Raw genomic sequence first — 13,400 nt, 5'->3', positions numbered from 1 at the left:
AAAGACCTCAGCCTTTCGCGATAAGCCGTGAGTTTCGCTCGTTGCGAAAGGCCAGTTGCTCGATGGTCTGGGTGGCGTGCTCCGCTTCTTCACGGGCCTGAAGGATCAGCCCGTGGTGCTCCGATTTGCTGCACACCGGGTCGGCATTGCTGGCATCCCCGGTCAGCATGAACGCCTGGCAGCGGCAGCCGCCGAAGTCCTTTTCCTTCTCATCGCATGAACGGCACGGCTCGGGCATCCAGTCGTAGCCGCGAAAGCGGTTGAAGCCGAACGAGTCGTACCAGATGTGTTGCATGCTGTGGTCGCGCACGTTAGGAAATTGCACCGGCATCTGTCGGGCGCCGTGGCACGGCAGGGCAGTACCGTCCGGCGTCACTGTCAGAAAGATGCTGCCCCAGCCATTCATGCAGGCTTTCGGGCGTTCCTCGTAGTAATCCGGCGTGACGAAGATCAGCTTGCACGGGTGGCCTTCGGCTTCGAGTTTGGCGCGGTATTCGTTGGTGATGCGTTCGGCGCGCACCAGCTGCTCCTGGGTCGGCAACAGGCCGACACGATTGAGCTGGGCCCAGCCGTAGAACTGGCAGGTGGCTAGCTCGACAAAGTCCGCTTCCAGGGCAATGCACAGCTCAATGATGCGATCGATCTTGTCGATATTGTGCCGATGGGTGACGAAGTTCAGCACCATCGGGTAGCCGTGGGCTTTTACTGCCCGGGCCATTTCGAGTTTTTGCGCGAAGGCTTTTTTCGAGCCGGCCAGCAGGTTGTTCACTTGCTCGTCGCTGGCCTGGAAGCTGATCTGGATATGGTCCAGGCCCGCCTTCTTGAAGTCGCTGATTTTCTGCTCGGTGAGGCCGATGCCGGACGTGATCAGGTTGGTGTAGAAACCCAACTTGCGCGCCTCGGCGATCAGTTCGGCGAGGTCCTGGCGCACCAGCGGCTCGCCGCCGGAGAACCCCAGTTGCGCGGCGCCCATTTCCCGGGCTTCGCGAAATACCTTGATCCACTGTTCGGTGCTCAGCTCCTTGCCCTGCTCGGCGAAATCCAGCGGATTGGAGCAATACGGGCATTGCAGCGGGCAGCGATACGTCAGCTCGGCCAGCAACCACAGAGGGAGGCCGATCTCCGGTTTCGGTGGCAGGTCAGGCAAGTTCGATCCAGTGCTGAGCACGGGCAACCTCCATGAATTGCTCGATGTCTTCACCGAGCTCGGGCACGCCAGGGAATTGCTTGTCCAGCTCGGCAATGATCGCGCTTACATCGCGCTCGCCATCGATCAAGCCACCGATCAGCGCGGCGCTGTCGTTGAGCTTGATCATGCCTTCCGGGTACAGCAACACATGGCCTTTCTGCGCCGGTTCGTACTGGAAGCGATATCCCTGGCGCCAGGTCGGTTTTTTGCTGCGATCGAAGCTCATAGGGTGATCCCCTTATGCCATACACGCTGATCAGTCACGCTGTGATACGGCGGGCGTTTCAGTTCGTAAGCCATGCTCATGGCATCGAGCATGCTCCAAAGAATGTCCAGTTTGAACTGGAGAATTTCCAGCATGCGCTCCTGGCCTTCGCGGGTGGTGTAGTGCTGCAAGGTGATTGCCAGACCGTGCTCCACATCCCGGCGAGCCTGGCCCAGACGGGTGCGGAAATACTCGTAGCCTGCCGGGTCGATCCACGGGTAGTGCTGGGGCCAGCTGTCGAGGCGCGACTGGTGGATCTGTGGGGCGAACAATTCGGTCAGGGAACTGCTGGCAGCTTCTTGCCAGCTGGCGCGACGGGCGAAGTTGACGTAGGCATCTACCGCAAATCGTACGCCGGGCAGTACCAATTCCTGGGCGCGCAGTTGATCCGGGTCCAGGCCGACTGCCTGGCCCAGGCGCAGCCAGGCTTCAATGCCGCCGTCTTCGCCGGGGGCGCCGTCGTGATCCAGCAGGCGCTGGATCCACTCACGACGAATCTCCCGGTCCGGGCAGTTGGCCAGGATCGCGGCGTCCTTGAGGGGAATGTTCACCTGATAATAAAAACGGTTGGCGACCCAACCCTGGATCTGCTCGCGGGTGGCCCGGCCTTCATACATCGCCACGTGATACGGGTGATGAATATGGTAGAACGCGCCCTTGGCCCTCAGGGCCTGTTCAAACTCGGCAGTGGTCAGCGGTGTGTCAGTCATTTGGCTCACTCCTACAATTCAATGCTCATGCCGTCGTACGCCACTTCCACATTGCGTCGCAGCAGCTCGGCTCGCTCGGGCGAGTCCTCATCCAGGATCGGGTTGGTGTTGTTGATGTGGATAAGCACCTTGCGCTGCTTGGGCAACTGCTCCAGCACTTCCAGCATGCCGCCGGGGCCGTTTTGCGCAAGGTGGCCCATCTCGCGACCGGTACGGGTGCCGACGCCACGGCGCTGCATTTCATCGTCATCCCACATCGTGCCGTCCACCAGCAGGCAATCGCTGCCGGCCATGATCTCCAGCAGCGGCCCGTCGACCTTGCCCAGGCCCGGCGCATAGAACAGCTTGCCGCCGGTGCGCAGGTCTTCGACGATCAGGCCGATGTTGTCGCCCGGGTGTGGGTCGAATCGGTGAGGCGAGTAGGGCGGTGCCGCGCTGCGCAGGGGTAGCGGTGTGAAACGCAGGTTAGGGCAGGCGGGAATGGTGAAGCTGGCGTCCAGCTCGATGCGGTTCCAGGCCAGGCCGCCATTCCAGTGGGTCAGCATGGTGAACAGCGGGAAGCCGGTGCTCAGGTCCTCATGGACCATGTCGGTGCACCACACCTGGTGCGGGCAGCCTTCGCGCAGGCTGAGCAGGCCGGTGGTGTGGTCGATCTGGCTGTCCATCAGGATGATCGCGCTGATGCCGGTGTCCCGCAGTGCGCGACCGGGTTGCATCGGGGCGAACCCTTGAAGCTGGGCGCGGATGTCTGGCGAAGCGTTGCACAGCACCCAGTTCACGCCGTCATCGGAAATCGCGATGGACGACTGGGTACGCGCCTTGGCCCGCAGGCTACCGTCGCGAAAACCTGCGCAGTTCACGCAGTTGCAGTTCCATTGCGGGAAACCACCGCCCGCGGCGGAACCTAGAATCTGGACAAACATGGCCGCTCCACTACACATAACTCAAAAATAAAAACGCCCCGGGCGAGCCGAGGCGTTGCATTGCGATACAAAGCCAATCAGCGGCTGGCAAAGTACATGGTGACTTCAAAGCCGATACGCAGATCAGTGTAAGCAGGTTTGGACCAGGTCATGTTCTTACTCCTACGGATGGATGGGACATTTACTACCAATACATATAGTCCACCTCCAAGCGGAGATGTTCAGAGGTGTGCATGTGAATGTTACGTACTTCTTGTGAAGATAGCGCTGTCCTGTGGGAAAAAGCCTTTTACCGAAGCGGCAATGATCAGCCAGATAATTGCCAGGGGGCCGGCAGGCACTCGCTGTTAGCCACGCAGCGCCAGCCGCCTGCAGCAGCATTGAGATGCTGTGCCGCTTCCATTAAATCCTGGCGGGTGCGGGTCTGGATGAAATCTCGCAGCTGTTGGATGTAATCCGACGGGTGGCCTGCCAAATGCGCGTGCCAGAGCAGTTCGGTGGCTTGGGCGGTGGGTAGGGCGTCGAGGGAAAATTGCTGGGCCAGATCGTTTGGCAGTTCGCCGGCGTTGATCAGCGCGGGCAGCTGTTTCAGGAACGCGTGCAGGTGATCGAGGATTTGCGCGACGGAAACGTTCGGGGATTGCACCCCGAACAGCAGGCCGGTTTGTCCGTTGAATTGTCGGATACCGCTGAATACCGCGTAGCCCAGTTGCAGTTCGACCCGCAGGCGTTGGTAGAAAGGGGCCTGCAGTAGATGTGCGAGCAAACGCCAGCATGCCTCGTCGGCCAGGGACTGGGTCTGTGTAGGACAGAACAGCAGCAGCGCGCTGTCGCTGGAGTCGGTGCTTACTTCATGCCAAACCTGCTGGCCGCTGATTGATGGAAGCTTGCCGATAGTCGCTTCCGGTTGCCCCGGCAGTTTCCCCGCTGCGCTCTTTATCGCCATTTCGCAGGCGGCTGGCAGTCCGACGGCAAGTCCTTGCCAGCGAGCGGTCGACCATCGATCTTGCCCGGCCATCTGGTCTGCAGGTGTGATGCCGGCGCAATAGCCGGGCAATGTCTTGAGCAACTGCCGGATCGCCATGGTCTGTGCTGCGGCGGGTTGCGTCACAGTCGTTTCATCCAGCTGGGTCAGACCGCGTGCCACTTCCTCTACTATCGCGGGCATGGGTTCGTGCAGCCCGACCATCTTCAACTGCCAGTAACCGCCAATTGTCTCGAAAGACAGCTGGACGCCAGCCTGGCTGGCGTTCTCGCGCAACCGTGGGAAAAGCTCTGCATGCAGCGGCGAATCCAGATGCCAGCGCAGGTAAAGCGCGCCTTCATCTGTGTCGCCTGGCAGTGCTTGGCTGAAGGTCAACGCCGAAAGGTCCTTTCGGCCGCGGGAGCGATCCTGGGCGAACGTGCGCAAACCGCGATGGGCGCTGGTCTGGCCTCGAATCAACCCCGGGCGCTCTTCCTTGACCTCCGGGCGCAGGAACGGATTGGGGGGCGGCAGTTGCCAGGCGTGCCGGGACGGCGGCAATTGCAGCGAGTCCAACAGGACGTTGAGGGACGCGGCGCCATGTTCTGACAGGATGGGCTCGTGATTCTGTCGGGCCAATGCCAGGGCACCGCTGGCCTGTAGTTTGCGAGCGAGCAGCAGCGCGTACTCTTCCCGCAACAGGGTCCAGTCACTGTGGGCGAAAAAGCTCAGCCAGTCGTGCAGCAGTTCTTCGATCAGGGTCGTCTGTGGGCCTCCGTGAGTGTCCAGAGTGAACTTGATATCCAATACAGCCTGGCCGGCGAACTGATACAGGACAGTTGCGTTAATGGCGCTGACCAGCTGTTGCGTCTGCAACTCGGCGAGCAATCCGCCTGGCGCCGAAGCGTTCAGCCACAGGCAGAGGAAGTCCAACGCGTCAGGGGATGCCTCGCTTACCACAACCTGATGCCAGTAATGCTCATCGGTGTGTTGATAAGTACGTTGATTGCCGGCCAGCAACGCGGGCGCAGGCTTCTGTTGCAGCAGCGGTGCAGTCTTCAACGCAGCGCCAAACTGTTGCGCCAATGCCTCTAGCTCCGCCAGCGACTGAGGGCCCGCAAGGCTCAAGGTCATCTGCCCGGTCTGATAGAAACCTTCATAAAAATCCCGCAACGCCTGCTGAAAACCCTCACGTTCTACCGGCAAGCTATCCCGATTGCCCGCATGAAACGCCCGCAACGGATGATTCGCCGCAACACCTTCCAGCAACGCTTGTTGCTGTTGCGCCGTGGTGTCTTGCGACCAGGCGACAAATTCCGCGTGCAGCACTTCTCGCTCGCGCAGCTGGTCTTCAATGGCCAGGCGCGGATGGGCGAGCATATCCCCCAGGCGCTCCAACGCTGCCTCAAATGCCGAAACAGGCACCTCAAAGAAAAAGTCGGTAGTGCGTTCGCGGGTGCTGGCATTGACCTGCCCGCCCTGACGCTGCACGTAGGCCATCAGCCCTTCGTTCGCAGGAAAACGCTCGGTGCCCAGGAACAACAAATGCTCAAGAAAATGCGCCAGTCCCGGCCATGCCAAGGGCACATCGTGACTGCCCGCCGCAACGCGCAAGGCCGCCGCGCAGCGCTTCAAACGCGGAGCATGACGCAAGGAAACCCGCAGGCCGTTGGCCAGGGTCAATTGAAGGTGATGAGGGTGGGCCGGCGCAGGCATGAGCACTTCCGAAACGTAGGAAGTGCCTATGCTAGCGCAAACCTGCCGGATCAGTGCTTGTGCAACGCACCATAAAGCTCGGGACGCCGGTCCAGCAGGTAGCGATTGGCCGCGCGTGAGTCGACCATCAACTGCCGATCCAGAGTGCCGACAATCAACGCCTCATCGAGACCCGCCTGGGCAATGCGCTGGCCATCCGGCGCGGCGATGCTGCTTTGCCCGCAATACTGGATCTCGCCTTCCTGCCCACAGTAATTGGCGTAGGCCACATAACACTGGTTTTCAAACGCCCGGGCCCGCACGGTCACATCGGCGACGAAATCGAAGGGCATCATATTGGCCGTCGGTACCAGGATCAACTCCGCCCCGGCCAGCGCCAGGCGACGGGTGTTCTCCGGGAACTCCAGGTCATAGCAGATCAGGAAACCCAGCTTCCACCCGTTCAATTCCACCAGCGGGAAATCATCGTCGCCGGCGCTGAACATCGAGTTGTCGAGATCGCCAAACAGGTGCGTCTTGCGGTAGTTGCAGAGGCGTTGCCCATTGGCGTCGATCAACTGCACGGCGTTGTAGATCTGCCCATCTGCACCGCGTTCCGGATAGCCATACAGAATCGCCACGCCCGAATTTTTCGCCAGCGCGGCGATGGACTGCGCAGACGGGCCGTCCTGCGCTTCAGCCAGGGCGCCGACCGCTTCCACGCCGATGTTATAGCCGGTGAGAAACATCTCCGGCAGTACCAGCAGGTCGGCGTCGGTGGCCTCTTGCGCCAACTGATGCAGGCGCTTGAGATTGCCGGCCACGTCCAGCGGCAGAGGCGGGCATTGATACAGGGCGACACGCATGGGCAACTCCTTATTCGGGCAGAGCGATTGGCCCGATCTCGTCGAACACATCGCCCGGGCCCGGGTTCTGCGGGTGAGTGCTGCCGCCGAAGTGAGTCATGATGCCCCACACCGCATTCAGCGAGGTTTGCACGGCGCCTTCAACCCACGCAGGTGTCCACGATACGTCGTCGCCGGCGATGAAAATACCGCGTTGCTCCGCCGGCATGTCTTTCTGCATGAAGTGCGCGTACATCCGTTGGTTGTAGCGATAGTGGCCCGGCAGCGCACCCTTGAAAGCCCCGAGGAAGTGCGGGTCGGCTTCCCACGATACGGTGATCGGATCGCCGATGATCCGCGCGGCGATGTCGACTTTCGGGTAGATCTTTTTCAACGCGTCGAGGGCCAGTTTCACCCGCTTCTCGATGGGCTGCGGCAGCATTTTCAAGGCGTCGCTCATCCAGGAATAGGACAGGCAAATCACCCCTGGCTTGTCGTCGCCATTGTCGAACAGATAGGTGCCACGGGTCAGGCGGTCGGTCAGCGTCATGCTCATCAGGTCGCGGCCGGTCTCCGGATCCTTGTCCTTCCAGAATGGCCGGTCGACCATCACGAAGGTCTTCGACGACTGCATGTAGCGGGTGCGGTCGAGGGCCATCCACATCTTTTGCGAGAACAGGGTTTCGTCGCACTCGATCTGGGTGGTCAGCAGCCAGCTCTGGCAGGTGGTCAGCACGGCGGCGTATTCACGGGTGTCGCCGTAGTTGTCGGTGACCGCGAAACGGCCGTCCGGCGCGTGGGCAATGCGTTTGACCCCGGCCCGTGGCGCACCGTTGTGCAGCGAACTCAGGCTGGTGCCTTCGGGCCAGTGGGCGCAACGCTCCGGCACATGGCGCCAGATGCCCATGGGCACTTGGGCGACGCCGCCGACTACCAGGTGCTGGTGATCGTCGCAGTTGGTCATCACCACGCGGAAGATTTCCAGCATCGAGTTGGGGAAGTCCGAGTCCCAGCCACCGGTACCGAAGCCGACCTGGCCGAACACTTCACGGTGATGGAAGGACAACTTGGCGAACGCTTTGGAGGTCGCTACGAAGTCGTAGAAGGTGCGGTCGTCCCACAACGGAACCAGCGTATTCCACAGCTCTTTCAGACGCGGTACGTCGCGGTCGCGGATGGCTTGCTGGATATCGCTGAACTGCGAGCCGGCTTCCAGGGCGTCGGCCCAGGCGTCAGCCACTTCCTGGAACAGGGCAGGAAGGTCGGCGAGTTTCTGTGCGTAGTGCGTCTGGCCTTCGAGGTCGATGACCGTGCTGCCGGAGGCTGGGGTCAGTGGGTTGGGGAAGGGTTTGGTCTCAAGCCCGAGCTTGTCCACATAGTGGTAGAACGCAGTGGAGGACACCGGGAAGCGCATGCCGCCCAGTTCCGCGATGATGCCTTCGGCGCCTTCAAACGCCTGGGAGCGTAAGCGGCCACCCATTTTCGAGGCTTCGTACACCACGGGTTTCAGGCCCAGCTTCATCAGCTCGTAGGCGGCCACCAGCCCGGCAATCCCGGCACCGACGATCGCCACTTCGGCGCCGTGGTTGGCCGCCGGAATGCTGCCCAGGCCCGCCGGGTGTTCGATCCAGTCATCGAAGGCGAACGGGAAGTCCGGGCCAAAGATGGTGATCGGCTTTTTACCGGTGGCAGGGTGGCGGTTGGGCTTGCTGATGGTGCTGGAAGGAATGCTCATGGCTGACCTTGCTGGCGACTCGGCGGGGCGCGACCCGCTGAGTATAGGAAAAGATGGCAGCCATTCTAGGGAGCGTAGCGTTCGTTAATAAGACGCAATGTGTCGTCGGAATGAATTGTTTTTAGTCAGAGTGACGAGTCTTCTGGTCAGATTGGTTGGCCGCGATCCAGTTTGTTGCTGAGGATGATCGAGGTGGTGGTCTTCTCCACGCCATCGACGCTGCCGATCTGGTCCAGCAGTTGATCCAGCTGTTCCGGCGAATCGGTGCGCAGCCAGGCCACGTAATCGAACTCGCCACTGACCGCACACAGTCGCTGAACCTGCGCCATGGCGCTGATCCGACGCAGCACTTCCTTGCCGGAACGCGGTTGCACGGTAATCCCCACGTAGGCCTGCAAACCGCCATTTACCACGCGCTGGCTCAGGCGCACGCCATAGCCGGTAATCACTTGGGTTTTTTCCAGGCGCGCCAGGCGCGAGGTGACGGTGGTGCGGGCGATGCCCAGTTGCCGGGCGAGCATGGCCACGCTTTCGCGGGCGTTGATCTGCAACGCGGCGATCAACTGGCGATCGATTTCATCGAGGACGGGAGGGTGAGAGGCGGGCAAGGTGTTCTCCGGCGCGGGCATCAATGGGCGAGCATGTTACAGGCTTGGTCCCCTTGATGCTCGCGGCGGCATTTGGCTCAGTTGCGCAGGAACTGCTGGTAGTTTTCCGGAGTGACCAGTTGCGTAGGAATCCATACATCGCCTTGCAGGGCGGCATGCTTGATCAGCATCAGCGCGGCGTCCACCGAGCCGGCCCCGATGGCCACCGGGTCGCGGAACACGGTCACTGCCAGTTGGCCCTTTTTCAGCGCCTGCAAACCATCCGGCGTACCGTCGATGCCGCCCACCAGAATGTCCTGGCGCCCGGTCTGGCGCAGGGCCATGGCGGCACCGATGCCCATCTCGTCATTGTTGGAGGCCACGGCGTTGATGGTTTGGCCCTTGGTCAGCCAATCATTCATCAGGTCCATGCCTTTTTCCCGCTGCCAGTCGCCGGACTGTTCTTCGACGACCTTGATGCCGGGGTATTTGGCCAGCACGTCCTTGACCCCATTGGTGCGTTTGCCGGTATCACTGTGGGCGAGACGTCCGAGAATGATCGCCAGGTTACCTTTGCCGCCCATCTTCTCGGCCAGGTACTCCATCTGCATCCGGCCGATGGCGCGCTCGTCGGTGCCGACGAAGACCACGCCCGGCGGGAAGGTTTCGACCTCGGGACGGCTGTTCATGTACACCAGCGGGATACCGGCGGCGTTGGCTTTCTCGGTGATCTTGCGGGTAGCCGCGGTGTCGGCCGGGTTGACGATGATCGCGTCGACTTTCTGGCTGATGAAGCTTTCCACCTGGTTCAACTGGCGGACCACGTCGCTTGCGGAGTCTTCCACCTGCAACTTGACGCCATCAGGCGAGGCCTTGGCGCGGTCCTGCATGGCCTGCACCAGGTAGGAAACGTAGTTATCGAATTGTCCGACGGATACCCCGATGCGCAATTCAGCGTGGGCGGCGGTGGACAACAGCAGGGCACAGGCACAGCCAAGCAGGCGCTTCATGGGAGATTCCTTCTTATTGTTTTGGCGCGACAAAGATTCTGAAGTAGACACTATTGGAAATAAAATTCCACTTCAAGTAAGCCCCGGAATTTATTTTCGCCGCTGATCGCACACATTGATTTGTGCCAGATTGTTAAAAGTAACCGTTTGGTACATTATTTCCAGTTGGGTATACAGGAAGGACGTTTGCGCGATGAATAACTTTGGGGCTGCCATCGGCAGCAGAGTGTTGCTAGTTGGGCTGGGCCTGCTGATCGCCTTGATCGGCCTGGGTTTGGCAGGCGGTGGCGGTTACCTCGTAGCGTTGGGCGGCAGTTGGTATTTCCTGCTGATGGGCCTGGCGATGCTGGTCTCCGGTGTACTGATCGCCAAGCGCAGGCCTCAGGGCGCATGGCTGTACGCCGTGGCATTGGTACTGACCGCGATCTGGGCGGTGTGGGACACCGGCCTGGAATACTGGCCGCTTGTTTCGCGAGTGTTGACCTTTGCCGTCATCGGCCTGGTAGTTGCGCTGATTTATCCACAGCTCGCCCGCGCCTCCGGATCGACAGCCGGGCGCGGCGCCTATGGCGTTGCCGGGCTGCTGGGCCTGGGCGTGGTCGCCACCCTGGCGTACATGTTTGTACCGACCCACGTGGTCAAGGCCAGCAGCGAGCCGGCGGTGACGCCGGTAACGCCGGGCACTGAGCAAAAAGACTGGGCCCACTGGGGCAATACCACCGCTGGCAACCGATTTGCCGCGCTGGACCAGATCAACAAAGGCAACATCGACAAGTTGCAGGTGGCGTGGACCTTCCACACCGGCGACATCCCCGAGAGCAATGGCGCCGGCGCCGAAGACCAGAACACCCCGCTGCAAATCGGTGACAGCGTTTACGTGTGCACCGCCTATGGCAAAGTGTTTTCCCTGGATGCCGACACCGGCGCCCAACGCTGGAAATTCGACCCCCAGGGCAGCGGCCCCAACTGGCAGCGTTGCCGTGGCCTGGGCTATTTCGACAGCAGCGCCAGCGAGCAACCTGCCAGCGCTAAAGCCTGTGTGAAACGTCTGTTTCTGCCGACCGGCGATGCCCGGTTGATTGCGATTAATGCTGAAACCGGCGCGCCCTGCGACGACTTCGGCGACCACGGCACCGTCGACCTGAAAACCGACATGGGCGAAGTAAAACCCGGTTATTACCAGCAAACCTCGACGCCACTGGTGGCGGGCAATGTGGTGATCGTTGGCGGGCGTGTGGCAGACAACTTCTCCACCGGCGAACCGCCAGGCGTGGTGCGCGCCTTTGACGTGCACAGCGGCGAACTGGTGTGGGCCTGGGATCCGGGCAACCCGAACACCACCAAACGCCCGCCTGCGGGCGAGACCTACACCCGTGGCACGCCGAACGTGTGGTCGGCCATGTCCTACGACGCCAAGCTCGGCCTGGTCTACCTGCCTACCGGTAACGCCACCCCGGACTTCTTCGCCGGTGAACGTACCGCCTATGACGACAAGTGGAGCTCCTCCATCGTCGCCATCGACGTGAAGACCGGCCAGGTGCGCTGGCACTTCCAGACCACTCACCATGACCTCTGGGACTTTGACCTGCCGGCGCAACCGCTGCTCTACGACATCCCGGACGGCAACGGCGGCGTACAGCCAGCACTGGCTCAAGTCACCAAGCAAGGCGAAATCTTCCTGCTCAACCGCGAAACCGGCGTGCCCATCGCCCGGGTCGAAGAGCGTCCGGTGCCTCAGGGCAATGTGCCCGGCGAGCGTTATTCGCCGACCCAGCCGTTCTCGGTGGACATGCCTTCGATCGGCAATCAGCAACTGACCGAATCCGATATGTGGGGCGCCACGCCGTTTGACCAACTGATGTGCCGCATCCAGTTCAAGGGCATGCGTCACCAAGGCGTCTACACGCCGCCAGGCCTGGACCGGGCGCTGCAATTCCCGGGTTCGCTGGGGGGTATGAACTGGGGCAGCGTGTCGGTGGACCCGAACACCCACTACATGTTCGTCAACGACATGCGCCTGGGCCTGGCCAACTACATGATCCCGCGCGACAAGATCGCCGCCGGTGCCAGTGGCATCGAAATGGGCGTGGTGCCGCAAGACGGTACACCGTTCGGTGCCATGCGCGAGCGCTTCCTCTCGGCGGCGGGCATCCCGTGTCAGAAGCCGCCGTTCGGCACCCTGTCGGCCATCGACCTGAAAACCCACAAGCTGATGTGGCAAGTGCCGGTGGGCACGGTTGAAGACACCGGCCCGCTGGGTATCCGCATGCACATGCCGATTCCGATTGGCATGCCGACCCTTGGCGCGTCTCTGGCGACCCAGTCTGGTCTGTTGTTCTTCGCCGGTACCCAGGACTTCTACCTGCGCGCCTTCGATACCGGTAACGGCAATGAGATCTGGAAATCCCGGTTGCCTGTGGGTAGCCAATCGGGGCCGATGACCTACGTGTCGCCCAAGACTGGCACCCAGTACATCGTGCTCACCGCCGGTGGTGCGCGCCAGTCGCCGGACCGTGGGGACTATGTGATTGCCTACGCGTTGCCCAAGAAGTAGGGCCTGAAAAAGCCGCACGGATGTGCGGCTTTTTTTTGCGTTTCAGATCACGTCAGCCAGCAGGCAACGGGCAAAGAGTTGTGGCACCGGAAGGTTGCGCTGGCTGTAGCGGCTCAGCAGGATGATTTCCCGGTGAAAGGTCAGCTCGCCCAGCGGGATGACGCGCACCTGTGGCGTGCGATCCAGCCATAGCCCGGCATGGGGAACCAGTGACACCCCCAGGCCGCATTCGACCATTTTGACCAGCGCCTCGATCTCGTCCAGTTCCAGCGCCACTTGCACATCCAGCCGCTGCTCCCGCAGAAAACGACTGACCAGCCGCCCGCCAAACGAAGCACGGTCGTAGCGCACATGAGGATGAGCGGCGAGCAGTTGCAGCGGGTCGTCACCCTTGACCGTGTGCGGCACGATCAACACAAACGGCTCCTTGCGCAGCACCTGTACGTGCAGTTCCTTGGGCAAATCAAAGGGCGGGCGAATGATGATCGCCGAATCCAGCTCGCCTGCGTCTACCTGGCTGAGCAACTCCAGGGAAACCCCTGGCACTAATTTGCATTCGACCGTCGGCGCAGCCTGGCGCAAGCGCACGAGGGCTTGGGGCAGCAGTCCGGTCTGGGCGGTGGTGATCGCGCCGACTTTTAATTCGCCACGGTATTCGTTGGCGTCCACCGGCACCGCCATGCGGTTGAACGTTTCGAGGATTTCCTTGGCCAACGGCAATGCACGGATACCCGCCGCATTCAGCGTGGCCTGGCGCCCGGTGCGGTCGAACAACTGCACGCCGAGCACCTGCTCCAACTGGCGAATCTGCGCGCTCACCGCCGACTGCGTCAGCCCGATATGCATGCCAGCCGCGGCGAACGTGCCATGGCGGGTAACGGCGATAAAGGTTTTCAGTTCCCGCAGCATGGGCGTCTCGATTG

The 13,400-nt window shown here is 61.5% G+C and carries 12 protein-coding genes; 1 reads left to right on the top strand and 11 read right to left on the bottom strand.

Annotated features, from left to right (window positions below; genetic code table 11):
- Nucleotides 1-7: 7 nt before the first annotated feature.
- The 10 genes from pqqE to SNL23_RS25935 form a co-directional block, all read right to left on the bottom strand.
- Nucleotides 8-1,147: a pyrroloquinoline quinone biosynthesis protein PqqE gene (pqqE, locus tag SNL23_RS25980; RefSeq protein WP_172834599.1), complete on the bottom strand. Its 1,140-nt coding sequence runs from the start codon at nt 1,145-1,147 to the stop codon at nt 8-10.
- On the bottom strand, nt 1,140-1,415 hold the full coding sequence (gene pqqD, locus SNL23_RS25975; RefSeq protein WP_003211043.1) for a pyrroloquinoline quinone biosynthesis peptide chaperone PqqD: 276 nt from the start codon (nt 1,413-1,415) through the stop codon (nt 1,140-1,142). Before pqqD ends, pqqE begins: the two co-directional genes overlap by 8 nt.
- The gene (pqqC, locus tag SNL23_RS25970) at nt 1,412-2,164 is read right to left on the bottom strand and encodes a pyrroloquinoline-quinone synthase PqqC (protein WP_318304052.1); all 753 of its coding nucleotides are present in this window, start codon (nt 2,162-2,164) and stop codon (nt 1,412-1,414) included. The genes pqqD and pqqC overlap by 4 nt, the downstream gene beginning before the upstream one ends.
- An 11-nt stretch (nt 2,165-2,175) precedes the next feature.
- Nucleotides 2,176-3,087: a pyrroloquinoline quinone biosynthesis protein PqqB gene (pqqB, locus tag SNL23_RS25965; RefSeq protein ID WP_167664168.1), complete on the bottom strand. Its 912-nt coding sequence runs from the start codon at nt 3,085-3,087 to the stop codon at nt 2,176-2,178.
- A 77-nt stretch (nt 3,088-3,164) separates the two neighbouring features.
- Entirely contained in the window at nt 3,165-3,239 is a 75-nt protein-coding gene (gene pqqA, locus SNL23_RS25960; protein WP_003194766.1) for a pyrroloquinoline quinone precursor peptide PqqA, read from the bottom strand.
- Between the two features lie 155 nt (nt 3,240-3,394).
- Nucleotides 3,395-5,767 (bottom strand): pyrroloquinoline quinone biosynthesis protein PqqF, encoded by a 2,373-nt coding sequence (gene pqqF / locus SNL23_RS25955; RefSeq protein WP_318304051.1) that lies wholly within the window; start codon nt 5,765-5,767, stop codon nt 3,395-3,397.
- 50 nt (nt 5,768-5,817) lie between these two features.
- Nucleotides 5,818-6,612 (bottom strand): carbon-nitrogen hydrolase family protein, encoded by a 795-nt coding sequence (locus tag SNL23_RS25950; protein WP_318304050.1) that lies wholly within the window; start codon nt 6,610-6,612, stop codon nt 5,818-5,820.
- Nucleotides 6,613-6,622: 10 nt separating this feature from the next.
- Nucleotides 6,623-8,305, bottom strand: coding sequence for a flavin monoamine oxidase family protein (locus SNL23_RS25945; protein ID WP_063033888.1), 1,683 nt, complete (start codon nt 8,303-8,305; stop codon nt 6,623-6,625).
- Between the two features lie 167 nt (nt 8,306-8,472).
- Entirely contained in the window at nt 8,473-8,955 is a 483-nt protein-coding gene (locus tag SNL23_RS25940) for an Lrp/AsnC family transcriptional regulator (protein WP_318304048.1), read from the bottom strand.
- A gap of 56 nt (nt 8,956-9,011) precedes the next feature.
- Nucleotides 9,012-9,923 carry a sugar ABC transporter substrate-binding protein gene (locus SNL23_RS25935; RefSeq protein ID WP_093204399.1) on the bottom strand — a complete coding sequence of 304 codons (912 nt, stop codon included), beginning with the start codon at nt 9,921-9,923 and terminating at the stop codon, nt 9,012-9,014.
- A 193-nt stretch (nt 9,924-10,116) separates the two neighbouring features.
- Here SNL23_RS25935 and SNL23_RS25930 point away from each other — a divergent pair, with 193 nt between their 5' ends.
- Nucleotides 10,117-12,477 (top strand): glucose/quinate/shikimate family membrane-bound PQQ-dependent dehydrogenase, encoded by a 2,361-nt coding sequence (locus SNL23_RS25930; protein WP_318304046.1) that lies wholly within the window; start codon nt 10,117-10,119, stop codon nt 12,475-12,477.
- A 42-nt stretch (nt 12,478-12,519) separates the two neighbouring features.
- Here SNL23_RS25930 and SNL23_RS25925 read toward each other — a convergent pair whose 3' ends face one another.
- Complete coding sequence (locus SNL23_RS25925; protein ID WP_167664171.1) at nt 12,520-13,386, bottom strand: LysR family transcriptional regulator; 867 nt, start codon at nt 13,384-13,386, stop codon at nt 12,520-12,522.
- Nucleotides 13,387-13,400: the final 14 nt, after the last annotated feature.

The sequence above is a fragment of the Pseudomonas sp. SED1 genome (assembly GCF_034044025.1).
Lineage (GTDB): Bacteria > Pseudomonadota > Gammaproteobacteria > Pseudomonadales > Pseudomonadaceae > Aquipseudomonas.
The sequence above is the reverse complement of the archived record's forward strand: the minus strand, read 5'-3'. Positions and strand labels throughout refer to the sequence as shown.

Coding starts and splice junctions, on each gene's coding strand:
- pqqC (WP_318304052.1), bottom strand. CDS start 2,164: ATGACTGACACACCGCTGACCACTGCCGAGTTTGAACAGGCCCTGAGG.
- pqqF (WP_318304051.1), bottom strand. CDS start 5,767: ATGCCTGCGCCGGCCCACCCTCATCACCTTCAATTGACCCTGGCCAAC.
- SNL23_RS25930 (WP_318304046.1), top strand. CDS start 10,117: ATGAATAACTTTGGGGCTGCCATCGGCAGCAGAGTGTTGCTAGTTGGG.
- SNL23_RS25950 (WP_318304050.1), bottom strand. CDS start 6,612: ATGCGTGTCGCCCTGTATCAATGCCCGCCTCTGCCGCTGGACGTGGCC.
- SNL23_RS25925 (WP_167664171.1), bottom strand. CDS start 13,386: ATGCTGCGGGAACTGAAAACCTTTATCGCCGTTACCCGCCATGGCACG.
- SNL23_RS25940 (WP_318304048.1), bottom strand. CDS start 8,955: ATGCCCGCGCCGGAGAACACCTTGCCCGCCTCTCACCCTCCCGTCCTC.
- pqqD (WP_003211043.1), bottom strand. CDS start 1,415: ATGAGCTTCGATCGCAGCAAAAAACCGACCTGGCGCCAGGGATATCGC.
- pqqB (WP_167664168.1), bottom strand. CDS start 3,087: ATGTTTGTCCAGATTCTAGGTTCCGCCGCGGGCGGTGGTTTCCCGCAA.
- SNL23_RS25935 (WP_093204399.1), bottom strand. CDS start 9,923: ATGAAGCGCCTGCTTGGCTGTGCCTGTGCCCTGCTGTTGTCCACCGCC.